We start from the raw sequence: 23,932 nt of genomic DNA on the forward strand, positions 1-23,932 counted from the left end.
TTAAGCAGAATGATCCGTTCAGTGGTTCGCGGGTTCGGAGCCGCACTTCCGAAGCGCGTAATGACCAATCGCGAAATGGAAGATGTCGTTGACACTTCGGACGAATGGATCGTCCAGCGCACGGGCATCCGCCAGAGATATATCGCCGGCGAGGGCGAAACCACCTCCTCGCTGGGTGAGCAGGCCGCCCGCGCGGCACTCGACAATGCCGGCCTGACGCCCGCTGACATCGATCTCATCATCTGTGCGACCTCGACGCCCGACAACACCTTCCCGGCGACGGCAGTCAATATCCAGAACCGTCTCGGCATGCACCACGGCTTTGCATTCGACGTTCAGGCGGTCTGCACCGGCTTCGTTTATGCGGTGACGACGGCCGATGCTTATATCCGTGGCGGCCTCGCTAAACGCGCCCTCGTGATCGGCGCCGAGACCTTCTCGCGTATCCTTGACTGGAACGATCGTACTACCTGTGTTCTTTTCGGCGACGGCGCCGGAGCGATCGTGCTCGAAGCCGCTGAAGGGCAGGGCAGCACTTCCGACCGCGGTGTCCTGACGGCGCACCTTCGTTCCGATGGATCCCATAAGGAGAAGCTTTACGTCGATGGCGGTCCATCCAGCACCGGCACGGTCGGCAAGCTGCGCATGGAAGGCCGCGAAGTCTTCAAATATGCCGTGGGCATGATCACCGATGTGATCCAGGCTGCCTTCGAATCAACGGGCACGACGGCCGATGATCTGGACTGGCTCGTACCTCATCAGGCGAACCGCCGCATCATTGATGGCTCCGCCAAAAAGCTGAACATCGCTCCCGAAAAGGTGGTGGTGACGGTCGATCTGCATGGCAATACGTCCGCCGCTTCCATTCCGCTTGCGCTTGCCACTGCGGCCGGCGACGGGCGCATCAAAAAGGGCGACCTTGTGATGCTGGAGGCGATGGGTGGTGGCTTCACCTGGGGGGCAATGCTCCTACGCTGGTAGCGGTAACAAATCCGAAAAAGTGGCGACGAACAAGAGCTTGACCGTAACACGCAAGAACAATAGTCTTTGCTCACTTTCATAAAAGATTTGTAGAATGTGGCGGGGAAACCATGACCGGAAAGACAGTGACGCGAGCAGACCTGGCGGAATCGGTATTCCGGAAGGTCGGTCTCTCCCGTACCGAGTCGGCTGAACTCGTAGAGACCGTGCTCGATGAAATCTGCAACGCCATCGTACGTGGCGAGACCGTCAAGCTTTCCTCGTTCGCTACCTTTCAGGTCCGCGACAAGAACGAGCGCATCGGCCGAAATCCCAAGACCGGCGAAGAGGTTCCGATTTCGCCGCGCCGCGTGATGACCTTCAAGGCCTCGAATGTCCTCAAAACGCGCATTCTCAAGGCGCACGCGATGCGGAAGATCAAGCAGAAGCCTGCAAATCCCGCCATGTAAGGCCGCCGACGAAGAGCTGGCCCTCCTTATCTCTGATTGATATCTCCCTATCTTTTTCTTCGGTTTCGCCTTCCGATCTGTGGGCTGCGCGAAGACGTGACTTGAATTCGACGCCTCAAACCGTTGAAATATGATGAGTCGCGGTTTCGACCGCCACGCTAGATGGTGTAGGGAGTACGACGTTGGACAAGAGCCCCGATGCTTTCCGAACAATCAGCGAGGTTGCGGACGACCTTGATCTTCCGCAACATGTTCTCCGTTTCTGGGAAACCCGCTTTCCCCAGATAAAACCGATGAAACGAGGCGGCGGACGCCGCTATTACCGGCCGGAAGATGTCGATCTTCTGAAGGGAATACGGCATCTTCTTTATGACCACGGCTACACGATCAAGGGCGTTCAGAAGCTCTTGAAGACCAACGGCAACAAGTTCGTCGTGGCTGTTGCGCAAGGCGATCTCGCCAGCGTCGAGGCACTGGCGACAGGCCCCAAGGATGGCGGTTCGAGCGAGCCGCGCGTCAGCGTTGCAGATGAGGATCAGCTGGTCGGGCGCGCAAAGGCACCGATTACGCGCCGTTTCTTCAACTTCGTCAGCGGCGACGATGATCAAGCCGACGTCTCGATCGGCAAGTCGAGCGTCGGCAAGGAGGATAGAGCGCTGCTTCAGGAGGCGCTTTACGATCTCCTGGAATGTAAGCGCCTTCTCGATCAGGTCCGGTAGGCGACAAAGCCCGAGCGAATCCGGCTATGCTCGTTTGGACAACACCACGGCGGCCATGTAGGGTTCATGGGGCCTGGGACATTCAGACAGTCGACGCTCAAAGCGGGTAAACAGCTCAGTCACCAAGGCGGCTTGTTCGCGAGACGGCTCAATCAAGCTGGCGATCATCGGCCCGCACCAAGCTTGCGTCATGTCTCCGTGATGCTTGGCGAAGGCCAATGCATCACCACTTCTTTCGAATTGCTCCCAACAAGGATCGGTGAGTTTGACGAGATCAAGATGCTCGAGTTCAAGGTCAGCGAAATTTTCAGCTTGTATAAACGGCTGCTGAATCTCTTCCAATGTTCGAAGACCAATCGGTATCGTGAGATGATTCTGCTCTCGTTCCGAAAGCCGGCCATCCGTCCTCATGTCGCATACAGCCGACCACAGCTCGCCGAGCAGCCATTCCCAGCCGGTGACGGTCGCCGTGCGGGCCGTAAACCCCGCTAAGAGTTTAGCGCCAGGCCGCATTTCCCGCGACCGCAGCGTCAGGAAGCGTTCCCAATCTCTTGCCTGTTGCTCTTTCACTGCAGAGACCACAGTCGGCGTGGCACTCATTCCAGCGAGAATATGGTCAGGCGCTTCTATCGTGGTGGCACTCATCCACTGCAATGCCCAGGTTGTCCAGCCAAGATGCACGCGCTGAGGCGAGAGCAATTGCTCGAAATACGACCTGCCGATCGCGGAAGGAAAGACATCAGAAGCGTCGTTCATATAGCTGCCCGGCTCTGACACAAGCGCTTCGAACAGGGCCGAAAAATCATTCGATGGAAGGTCCGTATGGACGACTTCGATTGGCACGGATGGGCCGGATCGGAACCGCAGCGTCTTAATCGCAACGCGCATGGGGGCCATCGAATTGCGGCCTTGCGAGGAACCGTAATCAACGATGGTCAGGGGACCTTCGCCAACGACTACCGTCCGGCACGCGGTTTCCCATAATGAAAGAAGTGCGGCAATGCCAGTCGCCTGCATCGCGGAATGACGGTTATAGAAGCCGTCTCCTTTCATCGCCACCAGATGAGATCGCGTTGGATCGTTTGGCATGTCATCGCCTCGCGTGGCATAGCGGAAGCTCGCGAACGCCTTGCAGGCGTCAAGCGCCAGCGAGGCTCCTCAGTGCCTGCTGCAGATCAGACAGTTGAAAGGGCTTCTTAACGATGGGGCGCGTCCGCTCGTCGATGCCTTCGGGCGGTTCCCCATAGCCAGTCGCAAACACATAGGGCTTTCCCCTGAGATCAAGCCGCTTTGCGACCGGAAGCGAACTCCGCCCTGCAAGCGACAGGTCGAGAATAGCTGCGTCGAATTCTGTGGTCTCGGCTTTCGCCAGCGCCTGGTCGAGATCGCCCGCGGTTGCCGATACGCGATATCCGATATCGCCGAGCATATCTTCGAGAAGCATCGCGATCAGCGCATCGTCCTCGACGATGAATATGTCCTTGATGACCCTCAGCACCCGTGTTCCTCCAGGTGGTCGAACCGATATTCTGCCGGGCGAGCGGGTGTCGTCAAGATGGAATTCGTAATGATGAAGAAAACCCGTATTGCCGCCTCGAATCCGATATGCAAAATCGGAAAGGACGCCTCGGGCGTAGGGGTGAGGGAAGGCTCTTTTATATGGATTTGTTGAGCGCGACCGATTGGCTGCGTCAAAAGCCCCGGATGACCTATCCGCTGGCAGTTGCCTTGGTTGCTGTAACGTTTTTTCTGCGGCTCGCCGCAGGCGACGTGTTGAGCGGTTTTCCCTTCCTGGGTTTCTTTCCCGCGATTGTTTTTGCGAGCTTCCTCGGCGGCGCCGGGCCGGGCCTTCTTGCGGCGGTGCTATCCGCCTTTCTCGTGCAGCTATTCTTTGTTGAGCCGGACAATGCGTTCTGGCCCGAGGTTGGTTCGCAATGGCTCGCTCTTTCGACGTTTCTGATCAATGCCCTGATTGTCATCTGCTTGATGCAGGCGATCATCATCAGTCATCGCAGGCAGCGGAAGCTTCGGGAAGAACTCGCAAATTTCAACACGCGGCTCGAAGAGACCGTGGCGCGGCGCACCGCCCAACTCAAGCATGAGATGGAGGAGCATGCTGCTGCACAAGCGCAGGTCCGCCAGCTTCAAAAGATGGAGACGATCGGCCAGCTCACGGGCGGCGTCGCTCATGATTTCAATAACATGCTGGCGATCATCATCGGCAGCCTCGATCTCGCGGAACGCCGCCTGGCCGGGAAGGAGGATCCGCGTCTTCTAAATTCCATCCAGAATGCGCGCGACGGTGCTCAGCGTGCGGCCGTGCTCACGGCGCGGCTGCTGGCGTTTTCACGGCAGCAACCCCTGGCGCCCGAGGTCATTGATCTCAACAGGCTGGTGGGCGGCATGTCCGAGCTTCTTCGCCGAACGCTCGGCGAGCACATCAAGATCGAGACCGTTCTCGCAGGTGGGCTGTGGCCGACCTTCGCCGACCTGAGCCAGCTTGAAAACGCCATTCTCAATCTCGCGGTGAATGCCCGTGACGCAATGCCCGGCGGTGGCAAGCTGACAATCGAGACGGCAAATACTGAACTCGATGATCGTTACGCCCGCATGCATGCGGATGTCGATGCAGGCCAATATGTGATGACGAGCATCACAGACACCGGCATCGGCATGTCGCAGGAGGTCATAGAGCGCGCCTTCGATCCCTTCTACACGACCAAGGGGCCGGGAAAGGGCACCGGCCTCGGCTTGAGCCAAGTGTACGGCTACGTGAAGCAAAGCCGGGGCCATATCAAGATTTATTCGGAGGTTGGCGGGGGCACGACCGCGAAGATTTACCTGCCCCGTCACGTCGGAGTGCAGACCGGGCGGCTTGCCGAATCCGGCGCTTTGCCCCTGCCGCAAGGCAGCGCCAAAGATACGATCCTGGTCGTCGAGGATGATGATGAGGTCCGCCGCATGACGATCGAGAGCCTGCGGGAACTCGGCTATACGGTGTTCGAGGCTTCGAGCGGCAGTGAGGCGCTGGAGGTGCTCGGGAAAAATCCCGATATCGATCTGGTTTTCACCGACATTATCATGCCGGAGATGAATGGCAGGCAACTCGCCGACGCCGTGAACGAAAAATGGCCGGACGTGAAAATCCTGTACACGACTGGCTATACGCGAAATGCGATCGTCCACAACGGCGTGCTGGACCACGGCGTGTCTCTGCTGGCCAAGCCCTTCAGCCTCGAGCAGCTCGCTCATAAAATCCGAGAGCTTCTGAGTACGCCTTGAGAGGGGGCGCGAAGCCGTCGAGGCTTCGCGCTTGACGCTGCTATTCAAGAACCTGAATAACCCGGTGCGTCTTTGGTTCGACAATCACTCGGCGTTCGTTGACGACGGTATAGGCATATCCGTCCATGTTGGGGACAGTGTGGATTTCAACGGTATCCGGAAGCGTGGTGCCAACGATTACGTCGCCGTCATAGACAACGGAGGGCGTTTGCTGCTCCATCACATAGGTGCGGACTTCGCCCGGCAACACGACGGAACCGGTCGGTGCGGGGTCGATGACGACCGTACTCTGCGCGAAGGCGGCAGAGCAGACCGTCAGCATTACTGCGGCCGTAGCCAGCATGGTCTTGCGCATGGGATGACTCTCCTTTTCTTACCAAGCCATGGTCAAAACGCCCGCATAGGTTCGTTGTTCCGGAAAAGCTCGGCGGCAGTCCGCAACCTTGGCAAACCGGCTGTATCTGGCTACAGAGGATCGCAGGGAACGGTCTGGCGCCATGAGCACGCCAACCGCAATCCTGATCCTCTGCCGGCGTGGTCTAGCGCGCGCCGCCTTTCCTGCTCTCGAAGCTTCATTGCAAGGAATTTTCTGTGTCCACCTCGAATGTACCCGGTAAACCCTACGACGCCTTCCTCTTCGACATGGACGGCACCTTGCTCAATTCCATACCAGTGGTCGAGCGCGTCTGGGGCGATTGGGCAATGCGTCACGGCCTTGAGCCTGAAGTCTTCCTGAAAACGGTACACGGCGTGCGCGCCCGCGATACCATTCGCCAGTTGGCCCTTCCGGGCGTGGACCCGGACCATGAGGCCAGGGAACTGCTGATCGCGGAAATGGAGGACGTGGACGGGATTGTCGAGATCCCCGGCGCAATCCGGTTTTTGGCGAGCGTCCCCGCCGGCAAATGGGCAATCGTCACCTCCGCGCCGATCGCTCTTGCAAAACGACGCATGGCGGCCGCCGGCATTCCGATGCCTGAGGTTATCGTCAGCGGCGAGGAGGTCTCCGCCGGCAAGCCCAGTCCGGAATGCTATCTGCTCGGCGCCAAGCGCTTAGGCGTCGATCCCAAGCGGTGCCTGGTCTTCGAAGATGCCGTTGCGGGCATCCTTGCGGGAGAAGGCGCAGGAGCCGACGTCACCGTCATTACCACCACACATACGACACCATTCGAGACCCCGCACTTTTCGATCGCGGACTACGAAGCATGGAGCGTCCGGCCAATCGGCGAAAACGCAATCACGATGGTAGGAGCGTGAGAGGAATGTCGGCTTTTTTGAACGCATAGCGGCTTTTTCCGCTTGCATTAAAGGCGGCGAAAAACTAAACGAAACAAGCCGTTTCGGCAGGTCGGGGCGTAGCGCAGCCCGGTAGCGCACTTGACTGGGGGTCAAGGGGTCGCTGGTTCGAGTCCAGTCGCCCCGACCATTTATCCCCTTGAAATCTCAGTCAGAATACTATTGGGCGCTTCCTACCTCAAGGAAGCAGAGCGAAAAGCGGACAGGATACTGCTTTCCGACGCCCGAAAAGTCCCAAACAAAATTTCGGATTATTGTCCTCGCCCGGCCAAGGGGAACAATAATTGACCGATCGTCGCCTTTGTGCGCGCGACGGACCTCAGGGTCGATGAGTGCTTGATCGAAAAGGCCCATGGTGAATCGGCAGGCGAGTTGGAGCGGGGGCCAAGGATAGGGCGGGCGCTCGGTGCAGGCGGCGATCACGTCGACGCGGTCGTCTGCGGAGGCCGGCCAGACGTGCGATCCACAAAGTTCAGGACCTGAACATCAGCCAGCTACCCCGTCACTGGTTACTGAGCGCCAACCTCCGGCCACGCCCGTGAGCCTTGCCCTAGACCTGCCAAGCGCGGGTATCGGGTATTGGGTTGCAACGATGGCGGAGACCCGGCCTAGGTCCTGGGAGGGTTTTTGCCGGGTCTCCTTTTGCCGCACTGGGGTGCATGCGGCCCCATACTGTTGATCGAGCCCGGGCGATTCGAGCCATTGCAATGAACCGGTAAGGATAACGGCAGGTTAATATCCACCGGACGCGTTTCGATACGACACGCGGAACTGGATATCGAGGGTCTCCAAGGGGCCGATTTCGGCAAGCAGTATCGTGACGACCAGGAGAAGGCGTACCGTCGCGCCGCTACGCCTCAGGCAAAAGCGAAAATAGGTGCAGAGACGATGACCAAGGCCAGAATCGAGGCGGCTGTCAGCTTAATGTTGCGCATGCGACGGGTACGCACGCCGGTCCAGTCATAGACCATAATCGAAGATCCTCATGATCGTGGGGCGCCGGCCGGAAACGATTCTCCAGACCTATGTTCACGCCGCCTGTTGCAAGCGCTTCTATCGCCTCACTCGCTTGCCTGAAGCTTTCGATAACAATCCGGAGCACCCACGATGTCGGTCCTCGACCCGCAAACGAATCCGCACGCTCGCTTGCCAAGTATTGCTTCTTCGCGAAGGACGCCGGCGGGCGCGACGATGGTTTGATGCCCCCTCTCTCATGGCAGCCTTTTCCCATGATGAGGCAGCAACGCTGTGGAACCATTGCATTTCGATTGACTACGCCTTTTGATGAGAACCATCGCAATGAACCAGCACCGGGGGCGGGCATGGAGGGCATTCACCTATTCGAGCTGGTGATCGCGATGTTTCTTGCGATCATCGCGCTTCATTATGCCGCCCACAAGCTCACGCTTCCACCCTCCGTCGCGCTGCTCGCCGGCGGCGCGCTGCTTGCCTTCCTGCCGGGCGTGCCAGCGATCACTGTTGATCCTGGCCTCGTGCTCGTCATCTTCCTTCCGCCGCTGCTGTTGGACGGCGCCTGGTCTATCGCCGTCGCCCGTTTGCAACGCCATATGATCGGTATCGCCTCGCTTGCTGTCGGCGCGGTGTTCTTCACCTGCGCCGTCGTGGCAGTCGTGACCCATCTCCTCTTTCCGTCGCTTCCCTGGGCTGCCTGCGCGGCCCTTGGTGCGATCGTATCGCCACCAGACGCCGTTTCCGCCCGCGCCGTTCTGGAGCGGGTGAAACTCCCTCGGCGGCTTCAGATTCTGCTTGAGGGCGAGAGTCTTCTCAACGATGCGAGCGGCCTCGTGCTCTTTCGTTTCGCGGTTGCGGCCGCCGCAACCGGAGCCTTCAGCACGATCGAGGCCGTTGGAAACTTCTTCCTGCTGGGGCTCGGCGGTGCCGTCGTAGGGGTTGCTGTCGGGACCGCATGGGTCAAATTCGTTCGGCGCCTTGGCGATGAATACCTTATCATCGCCGCGACGACGCTGTTGGCCTGGATTTCCTATATGCTTGGAGAGCTGCTTCACGTTTCAGGTGTCATCGCCACCGTCACCACGGGCCTGATTGCGACCTGGCACCAGCACACCGTGCTTTCGGCCGCAACGCGCATGCGAGGCTCGTCGTTCTGGACTGTAATGATCTTCCTGATGGAAGCTTCGGTCTTCATATTGATCGGCTTGTCCCTGAGGGGCATCGTCGAGCGTGGCGGCGGCTTTGGCACCGTGGTCGCGACGATGGCGCTGCCGATATTGGTAATCCTCCTTACGCTCGTGGTCGCGCGCTTCGCCTGGGTGTTTGGATCCGATCTTGTCATCAAGCTATGCAACGCATTGGGCGTGAAAAGAGCCCAGCCGCTTGGAGTTGGTGGCGCTACCGTCCTAAGCTGGGCGGGCGTCCGCGGCGTGGTCACGCTCGCGCTAGCCCTGAGCTTGCCGGAGGGCTTCCCTGGCCGCGACTTCATTCTGGTGACGTCGTTCGCCGTCATCATCGGAACCGTGCTCGTGCAGGGCACGACGTTGGGGCGGGTGATCAGTTGGGTAAGGCTCACCGATCCGGAGTCGGAAAAAGCACGCCTCACCATGAGCCAGGCAGAAGCCGCCATGGCTCAGGCGCAACTGGCGACCGTCCAAAGCCTGGCATACGACGCCGAGGGAAATCTCATTCATCCTCGCCTGCTGGAGCAATATCAGCGCAGGGCCACCGCAATTATCGACTATGCCGAGCGCACGGAACAGTACGTGCCCGTGCTACACGCTCATTTCGATGTCGTTCTCAGGGCCGTGGCGACTGGACGCCGGGAACTCATTCGTCTTCACCGAGCCGGTGATATTGATGACGAGACGCTGCAGGAGTTGGAACGGGATCTCGATCTCGAGGAACTAAGTGCGATTTCTGCAAAGTCGTGAGGGGGCAAACCTGATTTCACGAGAGAAGAAGCAGAGAGACCTGGCGCGTCGATGCGGACCTCCCGCGTCGACGACGCTGTCCGCCTGTCTGCTCAGTCGTGACTGTCCACCACGTCCCGTCGCCTGACGAGCTTGAGGCTCCTGTCCGGCTGGATAATGTATGTCTCCTCGACCCATCGGCCGGTCGGGTCGATAAACGTATGGGGAAGAACGGAGCCGGGCGGCGATTTGGTCAATTTCGCCGCTGGCTGACCCCCATATGTGATGCTTCCCCGGATTGGCTCGATGCCTTCGGAAGCGTTGCTACAGCCGGATAGCGCAAGGGTAACAACCAAAATCATCCTTGAAATTTTCATCATTGGCGACCTTTGATTATTTGCCACGGGCGACGGCCAGCTCTTTCCGAGAGGCCGGCAGCACGAAAGTTGACGGCTCTCTACTACTATGCGGCGAAGCATAGGCTTAATTATCGCGCGAAAAAAGCCGACAAGGAAAGCCCATAAAACGCGCCGCCACTCCAGATTTTTCTGGAGGAATCGTGCCAGTTGCCAAGCTGCAGGCCGGCGCGCATACTATCACCATCGTCGGCTATGGATGGGCGGCCGGTGATTGAAGCGGTTGTGCTTTCGCCCTAATGGAAAGTGCGCCCCAATGCTGGATACACGAGTTCATCCCCTTGATCTGCCGCTGTTTTCAAGCGATCTGGATGTGATTTCCAGAGTGCTTGACGCTGTCTGTGCGGAAAGAGGGCTGAGCCGCAACACACCCGAGGCCGAACGCCTCGGCGCGGTAATTATCCAGCTCTACCGCCAGGGCGCAAAGGACTGCGCCAAACTCACGGCCCTTGCGCAGGCTTATCTCTAGGCTCCGCCTATCACTTTTCCTCGACCGAAATGCCATGCTCCCCGATGCGGAGCTCGACGCCTTCGGGCTTGCGTTCCTCGTGGATAATATAGGCGCCCAAGCCGATGACGATGACGACCAGAGCGCCGATGACGAAATAGAGGCCATTGCTGCGGGTCAAGACAAATCCCCCAACCGTTGACGGTGCGGAGAAAACGCCAGCAGGCTCACTCGGGTTCCGCGTTGCAGTTGTTAGCCGTCGTTGGAGGCGTTGAGAAATTCGGGACGGATGCCATCGTCGCTTTCCGAGCGCGCCCGAAGACGCACGCCCGGACCGCCTTCGTCCTGGCCGCCGCTTGAGATAAAGATTACGCCAGCTGCTTCCAGCGCGTGCTTGGCCGCGAGAAAAGCGCGGGGTTCGCCCACTCCATCGCCGTCTTCAAGCGCTTCAATGATATCCGGCGCGAGGCCGGACGCGGCTGCGAGTTCATCGATGCTCATTCCGGTCATGGCGCGTGCGCCACGTATCTGAATTCCTGTGATCATGTTTGAGAGTTTAGCGCTCATCTCGCCATTCTCAAGTGCTTAGCTGCTTGAGCGAGCCAAATCGCACTGGTGCTTATGTTCGAGCGCGGCGCATCCCCAGACAATGCCGAAGAGCAGATAGACATGGCGCCAATGGTCAAGATCGATGACATTGCCGATCGCGGCGTGCCCGATGAGGCAGATCCAGGCGACCATCAGGTAGGGCTGCCAGGGTCGCTCCTTGAGGAGGTTCTTGAAGCCGAGGTAAAGCGTCCAGATGAACATCGACACATAGCTGACGAAGCCAAGCCAGCCATAGGTCGTCAGCGACTTCAGCCAGATATTGTGTTCGTCTTCCGGAAATATCGTGCCGAACACCATCGGCCCGATACCGAGCGGCCTTTCCATCATCATCTGGAAGCCGATGCGGTGACGGTCGAAACGTCCGAGATACTCGCCGTCATATTGCTGGACGAGTTGTGCCCGGGTGCTGAAGAGGTCGCTGACCTTCGGAAACTGCAGCGCGATGACGAGCGCCGCGACCATCAGGAGGATCGCCGACAAGGAAAGGATGAGGATGCGCAACCGAAAGGCGCCGCTTCTCTCCTTCAGGAGCATCAGGAAGATGAGCAGCACTACGCCGAGCAGGAAGAGGCCCCAGGCGGCACGCGAAAACGACAGGAATACGCCGAGCGCAAGGATCAGTAATGCACCGGCGCGAAGCAGCGAGGTTTTCAGGTCGCGCGTCAGAATGCCGTGAACGAGATAGAGCGACGGCGCGACGAGGAACGGGCCGAAGACGTTCGGATCCTGAAACGCGCCCTTCGCACGGTCGTATAGCGTGAAGACTTCCGCGCCGGGGAAGGCATGGAAATAGCCGAGGATACCGAGCAATGATGTGATGAGGGCGGCAAAGACCCAGGCATTGAGGATGAGCGCTAGCCGTCTGGCGCTGTCTTCGATGATTGCGGCGTAGAAGACCGAAGTCAGCGCAAGGAACGTCGAGACGGCGATGTACATCGGACCGCCGGTCATATCCTTCATCTGCGTCAGCGAAAGCATGCCGCCGACATTGAAAGTCAAGAGCAGCGTTAGCAGGATTGCGGTGTAGCGCGAAATACGAAGGCCGAGAATGAACCAGATGCCGACAAGCCCGGCCATCCAGAGCTCGTAGGGCGCGGGCTCGTCGATCACGAAGCCGGAGAGGAAGACGCCGAAGGCGACCATGGCCGAGCCGATGAGGCGCAACGTCGCGCGCTGCGGCTGGGCGACGCGGGAGTATGTCGCATCGATCGCGCTCAATAGGCGTTTTCCGTGTTGAGCAGCCGGATCGGCGTCAGGAACAAGATCTTGAGGTCGAACCACAGCGACCAGTTTTCGATATAGTAGAGGTCGTAGGCAGTGCGGAACTTGATCTTGTCGTCGTTGTCGATCTCGCCGCGCCAGCCGTTGATCTGCGCCCAGCCGGTCACGCCGGGCTTCACGCGGTGGCGTGCGAAATAACCTTCCACAATGTCGCCCCAGGCGCGATCCTTCGTCTGCGCCAGGACCGCGTGCGGCCGGGGGCCGACGAGCGAAAGATCGCCCTTCAATACGTTGAACAACTGCGGCAGCTCATCGATCGATGACTTGCGGATGATACGGCCGACCGGCGTCACGCGTGGGTCGCCTTTGGTCACCACCGTCTTGGCATTGTAGTCGCTCATGTTGGTATACATCGAGCGGAACTTGAAGACGTTGATGACCTCGTTGTTGAAGCCATGGCGCTTCTGCATGAAGAAGACCGGCCCCTTGGAGGTCAGCTTGATGGCGATTGCGGTGACAACCATCACCGGCCATAGCAGGAGAAGTGCCAGCGTCGCAAAGAACAGGTCGAAGCCGCGCTTTGCCACCGAGTCCCAGTCGCGGATCGGCTTCCTGAAGATGTCGAGCATCGGCACGGAGCCGATGTGGGAATAGGCACGCGGGCGGAACCGCAGGCGGTTCGCATGCGCTGCAAGGCGGATATCGACCGGCAGGACCCAGAGCTTCTTGAGGAGCTGCAGAATACGGTCTTCGGCGCTGAGCGGCAGCGAGATGATCAGCATGTCGATCCGGGTCAGCCGCACGAATTCAACCAGCTCGGCAACTGTGCCGAGCTTCGGATAGCCGGCGACCATGACCGGCGAGCGCTTTTCCCCGCGGTCGTCGAAGATGCCGCAAATGCGGATGTCGTTGTCCGCCTGCAACTCGAGCATGCGGATCAGATCCTTGGCAGGCTCGCCGCCGCCGACGATCACGGCACGGCGTTCCATGATGCCGTTGCGCGCCCAGCTGCGAATGCCCTGGGCGGCGAGGAAGCGCGAGCCAAGCAAGAAGAGGGCGGCAAGCAGGAACCAGAGGAGATGCAGGTTCAACTGAGCCCAGGGGAGATCGCGAAAGAACGAGAAAATCACTTCCGTTCCGGAAAAGGCAGCCGTCCAGGCGCCGAAGATGCGCGGCAGCAGCCGCACGCGGGTCCTGAGTGCTGGAATGGAATAGGTATCCGCAAGTTGCAGCGCCAGGACGCCCAGCGCGGCGGCGATGGCGGCCATGCCGGCACGTGCCGCAAGGGTCTCGCTGCCGTCTCCCGGCCAGATCAGGAAGGCGGCGAGTCCGATTAAGAATTGCGAGACGAATTCGAACAACCGAAGCTGGCCGATGACGATAGCCGGCGAATGTGTACCTTCGCGGAATTGCTCGGCAATCTGCCGGGCGTAAGGATTGATCTCGCCCGGGCTCTCCCGCTCGTCGGCAGGCTTCATCTCGGAGAGCCGCTTGCGCAGCGCTTCCACGTCGAACTGATCGTTTCTCTCTGCTTTGGTCATAGGGCTTCGGCCGCTCGTTGTCCCAAACGGCATTAGCAGAAAGGCCCTAAGAAAGATTTACGGACGCCTCATAGCTTTCGGAGGCTGGCGGTCTCTCGACGAGCTGATAGTACAGTTTCAGGACATCCTTTGCCATAACCGAGGCGGAAAAGGTGGACTTTACCGACTCGATCGAAGGCATGGCCGCGTCATGCCAGCCGGGCGTCGTCAGTGCTTCGGCCATCGCGCGGGCAAGGTCATCCGCATCATTGGGCGTGACGAGGGCGGGGCTGTTCTTTCCCAATGCCTCCGGAATGCCGCCAACGCGGCTCGCGATGATCGTCTTTCCGGCCCCGAGCCCTTCAAGGACGATATAGGGCATGGCTTCGGCACGGGACGGCACCACAAGATTCCGCGACATCGCGAAGGCTTCCTGCACCCGCATCGGCGGCAGCATGCCGATGCGCTTGCCGAGCCCGCGTTCGACCATCATGTCGCGGTATCTTTCGCGGTCCGGTCCGTCGCCGATCATCAGCGCGGAGAGGGGACGGCCGATCAGCCGCTCGGTCTTCGCAAAGGCGTCCACAAACAGATCGGGACCCTTGAGGTCCCGAAGCATGCCGACATAGATGAAGTGTACGGCGTCTGATCGGGTGGGAATGATCTGGAATTCCCGCTCCCCGATCCCGTTGTAGATCAGCCGCGTCTTGGTTCTCGGACGGCCGACCTTCTTGGCATAAGTGTCGCGCTCGTATTCGCAGATGAAGATGAGGGCATCGGTGAAATATTCCTGCAGCCGCTCCATCCGGAGCACGAACTGTCCGCCGAACGACGAGCGGGAATAATGCAGGCTTCCGCCATGCGCAGTATAGAGGCGGGCAACGCGATACCTGTTTACCCGCAAGGCTGAGCCGACAAGGCGCGCAAGCACGCCGCCTTTGGCGCCGTGCCCGTGCAGCACATCCGGCCGCAAACTTTTGATGTTCTTGTAAGTTTCCCATATGACGCCGATATCCGAGAGCGCGATGGAGCGCCGGATCGGCATCCGCGTCAGGCCGAGCGAGAGGTAGGGACGAATATCGTCGAAAAGGCGATCCTCATGCTCGCCGCCGGTGGAGCTGTCGCAGAGAATGCCGACCTCATGGCCGACCCTGCTGTGCTCCTCCACCAAGTCGCGGACATGACGGAATATTCCGCCGACCGGGGACCTGAAGCAATGGAGGATGCGGAGCGGTTTCTGTTCTGCCATCAGCGATCAGAACAGTCGTTCACGGACATAGATCGTGTCGCCGGCAATGATCGAGGACGAAATGTTGACGCGCCCGGTCAGTACCTGGCCGTTAATCTTGCGCGTGACATCGACCATGCGCTGATTGGCGCGCGCGGTGAAGCCGCCGGCAACGGCGATCGCGTTCTGCACGGTCATGCCCGGCACATAGGAATACTGGCCCGGCTGACCGACTTCGCCCATGATGAAGACCGAGCGATAGCGGTCGACGTCGATCGTCACGTCGGGATCGCGCAGGTAGCCCTGTTTCAGCTTCTGGGCGATCTGGCCGGACAGCTGCTGCAGCGTGCGTCCGCGCGCAGGCACTTGCCCGATCAGCGGGAAGGCGATGTAGCCAGCCTGATCGACCATGTAGGTGTTGGTCATGCTGGGCTGATCGAAAACCGTGATGCGCAGGCGGTCGCCGCTGTCGAGCGAATAGGGCTGTATCGTGGCCTGATTGAAGGCTCTCGGTGCGGGCTGATAGGTGGTGCAGCCGCTCACCGCCGCAGTCATGGCGACAAGGCTCAGGGCCAGAAGCGTCTTGGGCTGGGCGAAAGGCATCCGCATAGGCTCACAGGAAATGAACTCGGTGCTGCCGTTATCAATCCGTTAGGGTTAATGCGCGGTAAAAACGCGCGCGATTTTTTGGATTCTGCCCGATCAGTCCGGGCTTGTTCGGGCCTGGCGACATTAACCGTTGGGTTACCGTAGTCGTTTACGCTTCGCACCGTGTTTGTTCTGGGAGTACGAGTATGTCCGGCGTAGCGGGTAATCAGGATGTGGACATCGACCTTGGCCAGCTTGTCCGCGCCGTTTGGGCGCGCCGGCTGAAGGTTGTCGCGATCACGCTGATCGGGGCAGGGGTCGCTTTTGCGGGCGCCAAGATGATCTCGCCGCAGTACCGCGGCGAGACGCGTCTGCTGATCGAGCCGCGCGCACCGGCTTTCGCCAACACCACCCAATCGAACGACGGCAACGCCGGGCCACTTCTCGACGAGCTGAATATCGCCAGCCAGGTGCAGCTTCTGCAATCGGCCGATCTCATCAAGAAGGTCATCAACAGCGAGAAGCTCTACGACCTGCCCGAGTTCGACGATGCCGCCAGCGGCTCTGCGCTGACCGACATTCTCGTCGCGCTGCATATCAAGAAGAACCCGCTCGAAAACCCGCCGGAGGAACGTGTGATCGATGCGTTCACGGAGCGCCTCCAGGTTTTTCAGGTTCCCGGTTCGCGCGTCATCGGCATCGCCTTCGCGTCGAAGGACCCGAAGCTCGCCGCCCGCATTCCGAACGCCATGGCGAGCGCCTATCTCGCCACGCAGAGCGGCGCCAAGCTCGATACGAATTCCGAAGCCACCCGTTGGCTGGAACCGGAGATCGAAAGCCTGCGCCAGAAGGTGAATGACGCCGAACAGAAGGTCGCCGAATACCGGGCCAAGCACGGCCTCCTGCCGACCAACGGCGGCAGCAATTTTCCGACGCAGCAACTGAACGATATTTCCGCCGAGCTCACGCGTGTTCGCGGCGAAAAGGCGAATGCGGAGGCACGCGCACAGGCCGTCCGCAATGCTCTCTCCTCGGGCGAGGCTTCGGATACGCTGCCAGACATCATGTCTTCGCAGTCCATGCAGCGGCTGAAGGCAACTGAATCCGGTCTCCAGTCTCAGATTTCCGATCTCAGCACGACGCTGCTCAACAATCATCCGAGGTTGAAAAGCCTGCGCGCCCAGCTTGCCGACATCAAGACGCAGATCCACCAGGAAACGCAGAAAATTCTGGCCAGCATCGAGAACGAAGCGAAGGTCGCCGATCTTCGCGCTACCGAGCTCGAGCGCCAGTCCGGCACGCTGCAGGCAAACAGCGCCCAGGCGGGGGAGGACGAGGTCGGCCTGAACGCCCTGCAGCGCGAGGCAAACGCCCAGCGCCAACTGCTCGAAACCTATCTCGTACGTTATCGCGAAGCCGCATCCCGCGCCGACAAAAATTCAAGCCCGGCCGATGCCCGCATCGTCTCGCGCGCGATCCAGCCCGTCGATCCCTATTTCCCGAAGGTCGTGCCAATCGTGATCGTCGCCGCCGTCGCGACGCTGCTCATGAGCGCGATCGTCATCATGCTCGCCGAGCTTTTCAGTGGTCGCGCTTTGCGCCCGGTCGAGGGCGGCGTCATGCCGGCGGCGCGGATCGAGGACGAACAGCAGGCCGTCGCCGCACCGAAAGCCAAGCGCGAAGTGGCCCCCAGCATGCTGTCAGCACCGGTCGAGGAAGAGCCGGAGGAAGACGCGCCTGCAGAGCTGACTGCGCCGCCCGAAGAAGAAAACGAGTTCTCGGTCGGCTCGGTCGCGGAATATCTGATCGGCAGCCGAGCCCCGCTCGCCATCGCCATATCACCGACTGGTGACGACGGCTCCGCCGCAACCGTTTCGCTTGCTCGGAGCCTTGCCGATGCCGGCCAGCGCGTGGTTCTCGTGGACATGACCGGGTCCGGCTATCCGACCGAGCTGATGGCTGAAGATCAGGATGCGCCCGGCGTCACCGATCTGCTGTGCGGCGCTGCCGCCTTCGGCGATACGATCCATGGCGATCGCTACACCGATGCCCATCTGATCCCGCAGGGCACCAGCGACGTCCGCAAGGCGATGCGCGGTGCGCACCGGCTTTCACTGCTTCTCGATGCACTGGTCTCCGCCTACGATCTCGTCATCGTCGAATGCGGCGCGGCCGACGTTGCCGGTGTCTCGCGTCTGACGCGCAGGAAGGATGTCGAAATCATCCTTTCGATGCCGGAAGTGATCGAAGAGGAGTTCGTCTCGGCGATGACGGCATTCGAGAAGGCTGGCTATGAGCGCGTCGTGCTGATGTCGGGCGGCGAGGCCGTGATGGAAGACCTGTCGCGCCACGCGGCCTAGTTGGATCTGTCGCCTCTAGCTCGATCGCAACTGCGGCTCGCGCAGCAACATGAGCGGCTTTTTGACGAGCCGTTCAGCAGAGGTGACGAAGCAGGAAATCAACAGCACGCAAGCGATCGAGGCACAGAACAGCAGGCTCATCGATGCCGGGGAAACGGGCGGTAGTATCGTGGCCAACGACTGCACGATCGAGCCGCCGAAGGTGTAGTGATTAAGGTATAGGGCGTAGCTCAGGCTCCCGAGATATCGGACCGTTTTCCGCTGCAGGTCGCTGAGCTGGACTTCGAATCTGTCTGAATGGGTGATGCACAGCACCATGAGACCGACAGCCGTCAGCCAGAGCAGGGCGGCTGCCGTGCCGGTCCCCCACAAGAAAACCCTGCCAACGAAAATTTCGACAAGGCACATGAAACCCGCGAGAAGGAGTAGGCCGTTTTCAGTCACGGAGCGACTGCCGCGTAGCCTGAGCCACAGCAACATTCCCAGCGCGAAGAATACGCCATAGCGCAGGAGAAAAACCTTCGAAGGAAAGCGCGAAAGCGCCGCAAACAGCTCCTTGTCGAGCAGAAATGCCACCGACCAGACCACGAGATAGAGCGTGCTTATGGCGCAGAGGATTTTTGCGAGGCTTTCCAGGGAAACGCGCGGCGCAAAGACGATCGTAATCCCCACCATGAGATAGAAGACCGCTTCGACGACGAGGGACCACACGACGCCGTCGATGTAAGGCCCAACTGGCGAAAGAACCGAAGAGCGGATGAGCGGTGGGACCAGCGACCCAATCTCTTCCCCTGCAAACGCCAATGCCGCAAATGCGATCAGGCTGGAAATCCACAGGGCCGGCAAAATTCGGACAGCCCGTAAATGCATGAAACGCAAGGCGCCTGCCAAGCTGCGTGCGCCTTCGGCACTCATGGAGATCACGAAGCCCGAAATCACGAAAAAGATTTCCACACCGACATCGCCGACCCCATCGAAGCGCCAGAGGAACGGGAAGACGCGCCCGCTCGCTTCAGGCAGCTCGAATGTCGCGAAATGGTACAGTAGAACCAAGACGGCAGCATATATTCTGACTAGATCTATCACATAATAATGTGTTTTCTTCATGCCTCAGACCGTCATCGCTCCAGAATAGTAGTAGAAAGAATATCTATTTGAATTGATTGAAGGTGAATTTATATTCATACTGACATTATGTTGTCTATGAAATATTTTTACCATCATGCAGATGGCAAGATGTGAGATATATAACGTGTTTTCTAGATTAAGTGGACGCATTGCGGTGGTGCTGGCACTGGCCGGGCTCGTGTCTTTCTGGCTGGCGCCGGGATGGCACGTTCTTCTCGCGTCGTCCGACGCCAATCGCAGAGACTTTAAGGACATCGCCTATGGAGCTGATCCCAGCAATCGAATGGATCTCTATAAGCCACCCGGCAAGGGACCCTTTCCGGCAATCATCTATGTCCACGGCGGCGGGTGGTGGAACGGCGACAAGAAGTTTCTTACCGACGATACAATAGATTACATGGTGTCGAAGGGAGCCGCGGTCGTCGCTATCAACTATCGCAATCTGGTCGCGGCAAAACGCGACGCGATATTCCCGCCTGTGCTGGCTCCGCTCGATGACACCAGATCCGCCTATCAATACCTCCTGAAGAATGGGAGGAGCATGGGTATCGACAACACACGGCTTGCCGTATGGGGCGATTCAGCGGGCGGCTTCAATGCACTTTGGCTCGCGTTGTCGGTCGAGAAGGAGCACCCTTCACCGATCAAGGCTGTGGGCGGAATCGATGCGCAAACGACGATCGATCCCCTGGAAATGCGCGATTGGGTCAGTCCGTCGGTCAACTACGGCGGACATGCCTTTGGCCTGCCGGAGGCTGATTTTCAGTCATTTCTGGCGCAACGGAGCAAGTTCCTCGATGCCATCATGGCGCTGTCGCCCTCACATTTGGTGGGCGCGGACTCGCCTCCAATCGTGCTTTTGTATTCCAAAGAACTGCAGGATCAGTCAACCGATCACATGTCGCTCGTTCACAGTCCGAAATTCGGGGCTGGATTTGAGAAGGTCGCCAAAGAAAACGGGCAGGCGATAACGCTTCTCGATGGTGCAGCACGCATTCCGGCGCGCTATGACGACTTCTTTGACTTCCTGATTGACCATGTCACGAAATAAGAGCGCCCTAGCTCCCGAACTTTGCCCTTAGGCGTTGAGCGAATTTATAGAGGCCGGGCCGCGCCTTGATATAGGCCTTGCTGCGTGTCACCGCGCGGTGCGCCAAGCCTGCGATGCTTCCGATCCGCGAGATCGGCAGCACCACGTCATGGTGATCCGTTTCAACCGGTGCCCAGGAGCGCTTGTAGATCTGATCGCCGAGGCCGAAGTCGAAAAGCGCGACGCCCTTCCCATGCATGCCGGAGATCATCTGCCAATAGAGGAATTCCCCCGGGCTTGCCTCCGCCGCCAGACGCTCGTCGATCGAGCTGAACTGGCAGATCACATGATCGCCCTTGCGCGAGATGCCGGAGAGCGCCGCGATATGTCCTTCGTTCTCGCCCTTCAGGCGAAGCGCGTGCATCTGGAGCCCGAAGCCATCGCCGTTGCGAACATCGATCAGACCGTGGAGGAAAGCCCGCGTTTCCGCATCAGCGAAGACGTCCGGCTGCCCGAATGCCTTGAAGCGTTCGGCTTTTTGCGCAAAGAACCGGTCGAGAAAGGCGTGCTGTTCGCTGGGCGACCCGCCGTCGATATAGTCGAAGCCGCCCAGGGCCTCGAGTCGCTTCGACTGGACGCGAAATTTCTTTCGGCGGCTCTTGGCATTCAATTGCTTGAGCGTCGCCTCGAAGCTTTCAAGCAGCGGCAGCTGATAGGCGTGGTTCTGGTTCTGCACTGTAGGGAGCAGGCCGAGCGGGTTCCGCCGGCCGCGCCATTCCAGCGGGATGTTCTGTAAAAGCAGCAGATCGGCCTTTCCACGAAGCGCCTGTCGAAGGCTCTCGGCAAAGCGGCGCGAATCGAGAACGTCCATGCCGGCTAGAAACCTTGTCGAAAAAAGCCCGGTATTGATGTTGCTGTGATCGGCGCCGATGAATCTCGCGATCCGCACGCCGTGGGAATGCTCGATTTCGATGGGGAGGATAAAAGCCGTTTCGGCGTCGCAGCTTCCGCGCAGGATCGCGAGCGGCCGCCGGTAGGCACTCACCCATGCATTGCACCAGTCATAGCCTTGATGGAGCGACACCAGATTGTCGCGCTCCAATGCGCGCCAGTCCTTTTCCAGCGGAGCCATTGTATCGAAGGCTACGACCTCGAGTTCGGCGATCGCCAGCTTGGCGCTCACCGACAGGAGGCTCGAAATGCTCGCATCGGTTCGCACCGCTTCGTCAGGCGCCTGTTGATAGGTATCGAGCTTTTGCGTCTGCACGCGTCTTCTCCGGTCAAGATGGCTTGGCCGGAGGTCTAACGGACGAGCGCCTTCATTTGGTTTAAACGGAAGTGGTGAGAGCGGTTTTTCCGCGGATCACGGTTATTCCGGCGTTAACGCCTCTCATTTCGCCTTCGGGCCGGCCATCCACTTGATGATCAGCATCGCCGGCAGCACCCAGAGCAGGCCCGTGAGCAAGAAGTAGAGAAATTGGGCCCAGGACGGCGCGTCCGCGAGCGTTACCACCGCGATCGTGTTCGCCAGCAGCGCATAAAGCAGCACGAGGACGACGATGAGGATCGTACCGATGAGTTTGCGCAGGCGGATGGGCATGATTTATGTTCCGGATGGCTGAATGGCCAGCGCGACCGCATGCCGCAAAGGCTCGGGGCTTGTTTTGCATGAGCCGGTGGGGCAAATCAACTGCCGGAAAGAAGGAGCAGTCATGGCCGTCGCGAACTTGACCACGGAACAGGCGATCTTGAGCAAGGTCCGCAAGCAGGACCGGAACCGCCGCGGGCTGCGCCTCTGGCTTGGTTTCGTGCTGCTCGCACTCTTCTGTCTCGTGCTCGTTGGCGGCGCAACGCGTCTTACCAATTCGGGCCTCTCGATCACGGAATGGCAGCCAATCCACGGCGTCATTCCGCCGCTGAACGCCGTCGAATGGCAGGAGGAATTCGAGCTCTACCAGCGTATCCCGCAATTCCAGCAGCTGAACAGCGATATGACGGTCGACGAGTTCAAATCGATTTTCTGGTGGGAATGGGCGCATCGTTTGCTGGCCCGCTCGATCGGCGTCGTCTTTGCCCTGCCGCTCATCTTCTTCTGGTTCACCGGCCGCATCGAGAAGCGGCTGCGCTGGCCGCTCGTCGGCGTTTTGGCATTGGGCGGCCTGCAGGGTTTCATCGGCTGGTGGATGGTGTCTTCCGGCCTCACCAAGCTGACCAGCGTCTCGCAATACCGCCTCGCCACGCATCTCGTCATGGCCTGCCTGATCTTTGCCTCCTGCATGTGGATCATGCGCGGCCTCTCTCCGCATTCTAACGACCCGGCGCCGACCAAAAGCTCGCACACCTGGGCCGGCGTGATTGCGATCTTCTCGCTCTTCCAGATCTATCTCGGCGCGCTGGTCGCCGGCCTCGATGCAGGATTTTCCTACAACACCTGGCCGCTGATGGACGGCGCGATCATCCCGTCGGATCTTTTCATCCAGCAGCCCGCCTGGATCAATTTGTTTGAAAATCCGAAGACCGTCCAATTCATCCATCGCCTCGGCGCCTACACGCTCCTTGCGATCACCTTCGTCAACATGGTGATCGCGCTTCGCTTTGCGCCTCAAACCACCCACGCCCGCCGCGCTGTCCTCCTCTTTGGGCTCGTGATGCTGCAAGCGGCGATCGGCATCGCGACACTTGTCATGCAGGTGCCGCTGGACCTCGCTCTCCTGCACCAGGCAGGGGCGTTGGTCGTCTTCGGTTTTGCGGTGGCCAACTGGCGCGGCTTCTATGGCGAATTTCCGCGTGAGACTGCGGTCGACCGTCGCGACTGAGACCGGCTTCAGGGTGGTGCACGCGCGGCATCTCGACTAAACGTCGTTTCAGCCGAGGAAACGCCATGCTTGTCATCGACAACACACTCGTCGCGCGCCTGATCGCCGCCCAGTTTCCGCAATGGGCACATCTTCCCATTCGTCCCGTCGCGGACGGCGGCTGGGACAACCGCACCTTCCGTCTCGGCGATGCAATGACTGTTCGCCTGCCGAGCGCCGAACGTTACGCCGCGCAGGTCGAGAAGGAGCAGTACTGGCTGCCACGGCTTGCCCCGCACCTGCCGCTTTCGATCCCGGTGCCGCTGGCGATGGGCGAGCCGGGGGAGGACTATCCCTTCCGCTGGTCGGTCTATGCCTGGCGCAAGGGCGAGGCGGCACTTCCGCATCGGATCCGTGATCTTACGGAGTTCGCTGTCGATCTCGGGCGCTTTCTGCTTGCCCTAAAGTCAGTCGATCCGACCAGCGGGCCGCCGGCCGGACCGCACAATTTCTTTCGCGGCGGCTCGCTTGCGGTCTATGACTCGGAAACGCGCCGGGCGCTCGAAATGCTGGAGGGCCGCGTCGATACGGCTGCCGCAAAGGAAGTCTGGGAGGCGGCGCTGTCGACCGAATGGGAGCGTCCGCCCGTCTGGTTTCACGGCGATGTCGCCTACGGCAATCTTCTGGTCGAGGAAGGACGGCTTAGCGCGGTCATCGATTTTGGCATATCAGGCATCGGCGATCCGGCCTGCGATCTGGTGATCGCCTGGACAATGTTTGGAGGCAAGAGCCGCGCGGCCTATCGTGAGGTCCTGTCGCTCGACGGCGGCACCTGGGCGCGCGGCCGCGGCTGGGCAATTTGGAAGGCGCTGATCGTTGCCGCCGGCATGGCCGGGGGTAAGCCGAGCGATATCGAGAAGTCCTGGAGCATCATCGACGAAGTGATCGAGGACCATCGCCGCTACGCCTGACCGCAG

At 59.8% G+C, this 23,932-nt stretch carries 24 protein-coding genes and 1 tRNA gene; 12 read left to right on the forward strand and 13 right to left on the reverse strand.

Translation table 11 applies throughout. The features are described 5' to 3' along the window. The first annotated feature begins 9 nt into the window (after window positions 1-9). The 3 genes from HGP14_RS07025 (at window position 10) to HGP14_RS07035 (ending at window position 2,149) form a co-directional block, all read left to right on the forward strand. The gene (locus tag HGP14_RS07025; protein ID WP_168829143.1) at window positions 10-981 is read left to right on the forward strand and encodes a beta-ketoacyl-ACP synthase III; all 972 of its coding nucleotides are present in this window, start codon (window positions 10-12) and stop codon (window positions 979-981) included. 110 nt (window positions 982-1,091) lie between these two features. Continuing rightward, complete coding sequence (locus HGP14_RS07030; RefSeq protein WP_168829144.1) at window positions 1,092-1,430, forward strand: integration host factor subunit alpha; 339 nt, start codon at window positions 1,092-1,094, stop codon at window positions 1,428-1,430. A 182-nt stretch (window positions 1,431-1,612) separates the two neighbouring features. Further along, a complete protein-coding gene (locus tag HGP14_RS07035; RefSeq protein ID WP_168829145.1) occupies window positions 1,613-2,149 on the forward strand; it encodes a MerR family transcriptional regulator in 537 nt (178 codons plus the stop codon). A gap of 24 nt (window positions 2,150-2,173) precedes the next feature. Here the strand turns inward: HGP14_RS07035 and HGP14_RS07040 are convergent, their stop codons facing one another. Then, window positions 2,174-3,238 (reverse strand): class I SAM-dependent methyltransferase, encoded by a 1,065-nt coding sequence (locus HGP14_RS07040; RefSeq protein WP_246704376.1) that lies wholly within the window; start codon window positions 3,236-3,238, stop codon window positions 2,174-2,176. A gap of 49 nt (window positions 3,239-3,287) precedes the next feature. Beyond that, entirely contained in the window at window positions 3,288-3,635 is a 348-nt protein-coding gene (locus tag HGP14_RS07045; RefSeq protein WP_168829607.1) for a response regulator, read from the reverse strand. A gap of 173 nt (window positions 3,636-3,808) precedes the next feature. On the opposite strand from HGP14_RS07045, the gene HGP14_RS07050 reads away from it, so the two are divergent. Beyond that, entirely contained in the window at window positions 3,809-5,431 is a 1,623-nt protein-coding gene (locus tag HGP14_RS07050; RefSeq protein ID WP_168829146.1) for a response regulator, read from the forward strand. Between the two features lie 40 nt (window positions 5,432-5,471). Here HGP14_RS07050 and HGP14_RS07055 read toward each other — a convergent pair whose 3' ends face one another. Then, window positions 5,472-5,786, reverse strand: a complete 315-nt coding sequence (locus HGP14_RS07055; protein ID WP_168829147.1) for a DUF1236 domain-containing protein — start codon at window positions 5,784-5,786, stop codon at window positions 5,472-5,474. Between the two features lie 236 nt (window positions 5,787-6,022). Between HGP14_RS07055 and HGP14_RS07060 the strand changes: the two genes are divergently transcribed. The 3 genes from HGP14_RS07060 to HGP14_RS07070 all read left to right on the forward strand — a co-directional run bounded on the left by HGP14_RS07060 (window position 6,023) and on the right by HGP14_RS07070 (window position 9,633). Beyond that, window positions 6,023-6,688: an HAD family hydrolase gene (locus HGP14_RS07060; RefSeq protein ID WP_168829148.1), complete on the forward strand. Its 666-nt coding sequence runs from the start codon at window positions 6,023-6,025 to the stop codon at window positions 6,686-6,688. Window positions 6,689-6,780: 92 nt separating this feature from the next. Continuing rightward, window positions 6,781-6,857: transfer RNA gene (locus tag HGP14_RS07065), tRNA-Pro, on the forward strand. 1,192 nt (window positions 6,858-8,049) lie between these two features. Continuing rightward, complete coding sequence (locus tag HGP14_RS07070) at window positions 8,050-9,633, forward strand: Na+/H+ antiporter (protein WP_168829149.1); 1,584 nt, start codon at window positions 8,050-8,052, stop codon at window positions 9,631-9,633. A 92-nt stretch (window positions 9,634-9,725) separates the two neighbouring features. Here HGP14_RS07070 and HGP14_RS35425 read toward each other — a convergent pair whose 3' ends face one another. Beyond that, complete coding sequence (locus HGP14_RS35425) at window positions 9,726-9,989, reverse strand: hypothetical protein (protein ID WP_168829150.1); 264 nt, start codon at window positions 9,987-9,989, stop codon at window positions 9,726-9,728. 295 nt (window positions 9,990-10,284) lie between these two features. Here HGP14_RS35425 and HGP14_RS07080 point away from each other — a divergent pair, with 295 nt between their 5' ends. Beyond that, complete coding sequence (locus HGP14_RS07080) at window positions 10,285-10,497, forward strand: hypothetical protein (RefSeq protein ID WP_168829151.1); 213 nt, start codon at window positions 10,285-10,287, stop codon at window positions 10,495-10,497. Between the two features lie 10 nt (window positions 10,498-10,507). Here the strand turns inward: HGP14_RS07080 and HGP14_RS07085 are convergent, their stop codons facing one another. The 6 genes from HGP14_RS07085 to HGP14_RS07110 all read right to left on the reverse strand — a co-directional run bounded on the left by HGP14_RS07085 (window position 10,508) and on the right by HGP14_RS07110 (window position 15,657). Then, window positions 10,508-10,657, reverse strand: a complete 150-nt coding sequence (locus HGP14_RS07085) for a hypothetical protein (protein WP_168829152.1) — start codon at window positions 10,655-10,657, stop codon at window positions 10,508-10,510. Window positions 10,658-10,728: 71 nt separating this feature from the next. Beyond that, the gene (locus tag HGP14_RS07090; RefSeq protein WP_168829608.1) at window positions 10,729-11,022 is read right to left on the reverse strand and encodes a helix-turn-helix domain-containing protein; all 294 of its coding nucleotides are present in this window, start codon (window positions 11,020-11,022) and stop codon (window positions 10,729-10,731) included. A gap of 39 nt (window positions 11,023-11,061) precedes the next feature. After that, window positions 11,062-12,303, reverse strand: coding sequence for an O-antigen ligase family protein (locus HGP14_RS07095; protein WP_168829153.1), 1,242 nt, complete (start codon window positions 12,301-12,303; stop codon window positions 11,062-11,064). Further along, window positions 12,300-13,847 carry an undecaprenyl-phosphate glucose phosphotransferase gene (locus tag HGP14_RS07100; protein WP_168829154.1) on the reverse strand — a complete coding sequence of 516 codons (1,548 nt, stop codon included), beginning with the start codon at window positions 13,845-13,847 and terminating at the stop codon, window positions 12,300-12,302. Before HGP14_RS07100 ends, HGP14_RS07095 begins: the two co-directional genes overlap by 4 nt. A 46-nt stretch (window positions 13,848-13,893) precedes the next feature. Beyond that, entirely contained in the window at window positions 13,894-15,075 is a 1,182-nt protein-coding gene (locus tag HGP14_RS07105) for a glycosyltransferase family 4 protein (RefSeq protein WP_168829155.1), read from the reverse strand. 6 nt (window positions 15,076-15,081) lie between these two features. Continuing rightward, a complete protein-coding gene (locus HGP14_RS07110) occupies window positions 15,082-15,657 on the reverse strand; it encodes a polysaccharide biosynthesis/export family protein (RefSeq protein ID WP_168829156.1) in 576 nt (191 codons plus the stop codon). Between the two features lie 191 nt (window positions 15,658-15,848). Here HGP14_RS07110 and HGP14_RS07115 point away from each other — a divergent pair, with 191 nt between their 5' ends. Beyond that, window positions 15,849-18,002 carry a GumC family protein gene (locus HGP14_RS07115; RefSeq protein WP_168829157.1) on the forward strand — a complete coding sequence of 718 codons (2,154 nt, stop codon included), beginning with the start codon at window positions 15,849-15,851 and terminating at the stop codon, window positions 18,000-18,002. 15 nt (window positions 18,003-18,017) lie between these two features. Here HGP14_RS07115 and HGP14_RS07120 read toward each other — a convergent pair whose 3' ends face one another. Further along, window positions 18,018-19,109: an acyltransferase gene (locus tag HGP14_RS07120; RefSeq protein WP_281408073.1), complete on the reverse strand. Its 1,092-nt coding sequence runs from the start codon at window positions 19,107-19,109 to the stop codon at window positions 18,018-18,020. A 115-nt stretch (window positions 19,110-19,224) separates the two neighbouring features. On the opposite strand from HGP14_RS07120, the gene HGP14_RS07125 reads away from it, so the two are divergent. After that, entirely contained in the window at window positions 19,225-20,181 is a 957-nt protein-coding gene (locus HGP14_RS07125; RefSeq protein ID WP_168829159.1) for an alpha/beta hydrolase, read from the forward strand. A gap of 7 nt (window positions 20,182-20,188) precedes the next feature. On the opposite strand, the gene HGP14_RS07130 is transcribed toward HGP14_RS07125, so the two are convergent. Continuing rightward, window positions 20,189-21,427, reverse strand: coding sequence for a GNAT family N-acetyltransferase (locus tag HGP14_RS07130; RefSeq protein ID WP_168829160.1), 1,239 nt, complete (start codon window positions 21,425-21,427; stop codon window positions 20,189-20,191). Window positions 21,428-21,550: 123 nt separating this feature from the next. Next, window positions 21,551-21,760, reverse strand: coding sequence for a DUF2842 domain-containing protein (locus HGP14_RS07135; protein WP_168829161.1), 210 nt, complete (start codon window positions 21,758-21,760; stop codon window positions 21,551-21,553). Between the two features lie 112 nt (window positions 21,761-21,872). Between HGP14_RS07135 and HGP14_RS07140 the strand changes: the two genes are divergently transcribed. Beyond that, window positions 21,873-22,976, forward strand: a complete 1,104-nt coding sequence (locus HGP14_RS07140) for a COX15/CtaA family protein (protein ID WP_168829162.1) — start codon at window positions 21,873-21,875, stop codon at window positions 22,974-22,976. A 65-nt stretch (window positions 22,977-23,041) separates the two neighbouring features. After that, on the forward strand, window positions 23,042-23,926 hold the full coding sequence (locus HGP14_RS07145; RefSeq protein WP_168829163.1) for an aminoglycoside phosphotransferase family protein: 885 nt from the start codon (window positions 23,042-23,044) through the stop codon (window positions 23,924-23,926). Window positions 23,927-23,932: the final 6 nt, after the last annotated feature.

Source organism: Rhizobium sp. P32RR-XVIII (assembly GCF_012641395.1).
In the GTDB taxonomy this organism is placed as follows: Bacteria; Pseudomonadota; Alphaproteobacteria; order Rhizobiales; family Rhizobiaceae; genus Rhizobium.

Bases quoted from the DNA above. Each gene is read 5' to 3' on its own strand.
- HGP14_RS07025 (WP_168829143.1), top strand. From the start codon at position 10: ATGATCCGTTCAGTGGTTCGCGGGTTCGGAGCCGCACTTCCGAAGCGC.
- HGP14_RS07030 (WP_168829144.1), top strand. From the start codon at position 1,092: ATGACCGGAAAGACAGTGACGCGAGCAGACCTGGCGGAATCGGTATTC.
- HGP14_RS07040 (WP_246704376.1), bottom strand. From the start codon at position 3,238: ATGCCAAACGATCCAACGCGATCTCATCTGGTGGCGATGAAAGGAGAC.
- HGP14_RS07050 (WP_168829146.1), top strand. From the start codon at position 3,809: ATGGATTTGTTGAGCGCGACCGATTGGCTGCGTCAAAAGCCCCGGATG.
- HGP14_RS07055 (WP_168829147.1), bottom strand. From the start codon at position 5,786: ATGCGCAAGACCATGCTGGCTACGGCCGCAGTAATGCTGACGGTCTGC.
- HGP14_RS07070 (WP_168829149.1), top strand. From the start codon at position 8,050: ATGGAGGGCATTCACCTATTCGAGCTGGTGATCGCGATGTTTCTTGCG.
- HGP14_RS35425 (WP_168829150.1), bottom strand. From the start codon at position 9,989: ATGAAAATTTCAAGGATGATTTTGGTTGTTACCCTTGCGCTATCCGGC.
- HGP14_RS07080 (WP_168829151.1), top strand. From the start codon at position 10,285: ATGCTGGATACACGAGTTCATCCCCTTGATCTGCCGCTGTTTTCAAGC.
- HGP14_RS07090 (WP_168829608.1), bottom strand. From the start codon at position 11,022: ATGATCACAGGAATTCAGATACGTGGCGCACGCGCCATGACCGGAATG.
- HGP14_RS07100 (WP_168829154.1), bottom strand. From the start codon at position 13,847: ATGACCAAAGCAGAGAGAAACGATCAGTTCGACGTGGAAGCGCTGCGC.
- HGP14_RS07105 (WP_168829155.1), bottom strand. From the start codon at position 15,075: ATGGCAGAACAGAAACCGCTCCGCATCCTCCATTGCTTCAGGTCCCCG.
- HGP14_RS07110 (WP_168829156.1), bottom strand. From the start codon at position 15,657: ATGCCTTTCGCCCAGCCCAAGACGCTTCTGGCCCTGAGCCTTGTCGCC.
- HGP14_RS07115 (WP_168829157.1), top strand. From the start codon at position 15,849: ATGTCCGGCGTAGCGGGTAATCAGGATGTGGACATCGACCTTGGCCAG.
- HGP14_RS07120 (WP_281408073.1), bottom strand. From the start codon at position 19,109: ATGAAGAAAACACATTATTATGTGATAGATCTAGTCAGAATATATGCT.
- HGP14_RS07125 (WP_168829159.1), top strand. From the start codon at position 19,225: ATGCAGATGGCAAGATGTGAGATATATAACGTGTTTTCTAGATTAAGT.
- HGP14_RS07135 (WP_168829161.1), bottom strand. From the start codon at position 21,760: ATGCCCATCCGCCTGCGCAAACTCATCGGTACGATCCTCATCGTCGTC.
- HGP14_RS07140 (WP_168829162.1), top strand. From the start codon at position 21,873: ATGGCCGTCGCGAACTTGACCACGGAACAGGCGATCTTGAGCAAGGTC.
- HGP14_RS07145 (WP_168829163.1), top strand. From the start codon at position 23,042: ATGCTTGTCATCGACAACACACTCGTCGCGCGCCTGATCGCCGCCCAG.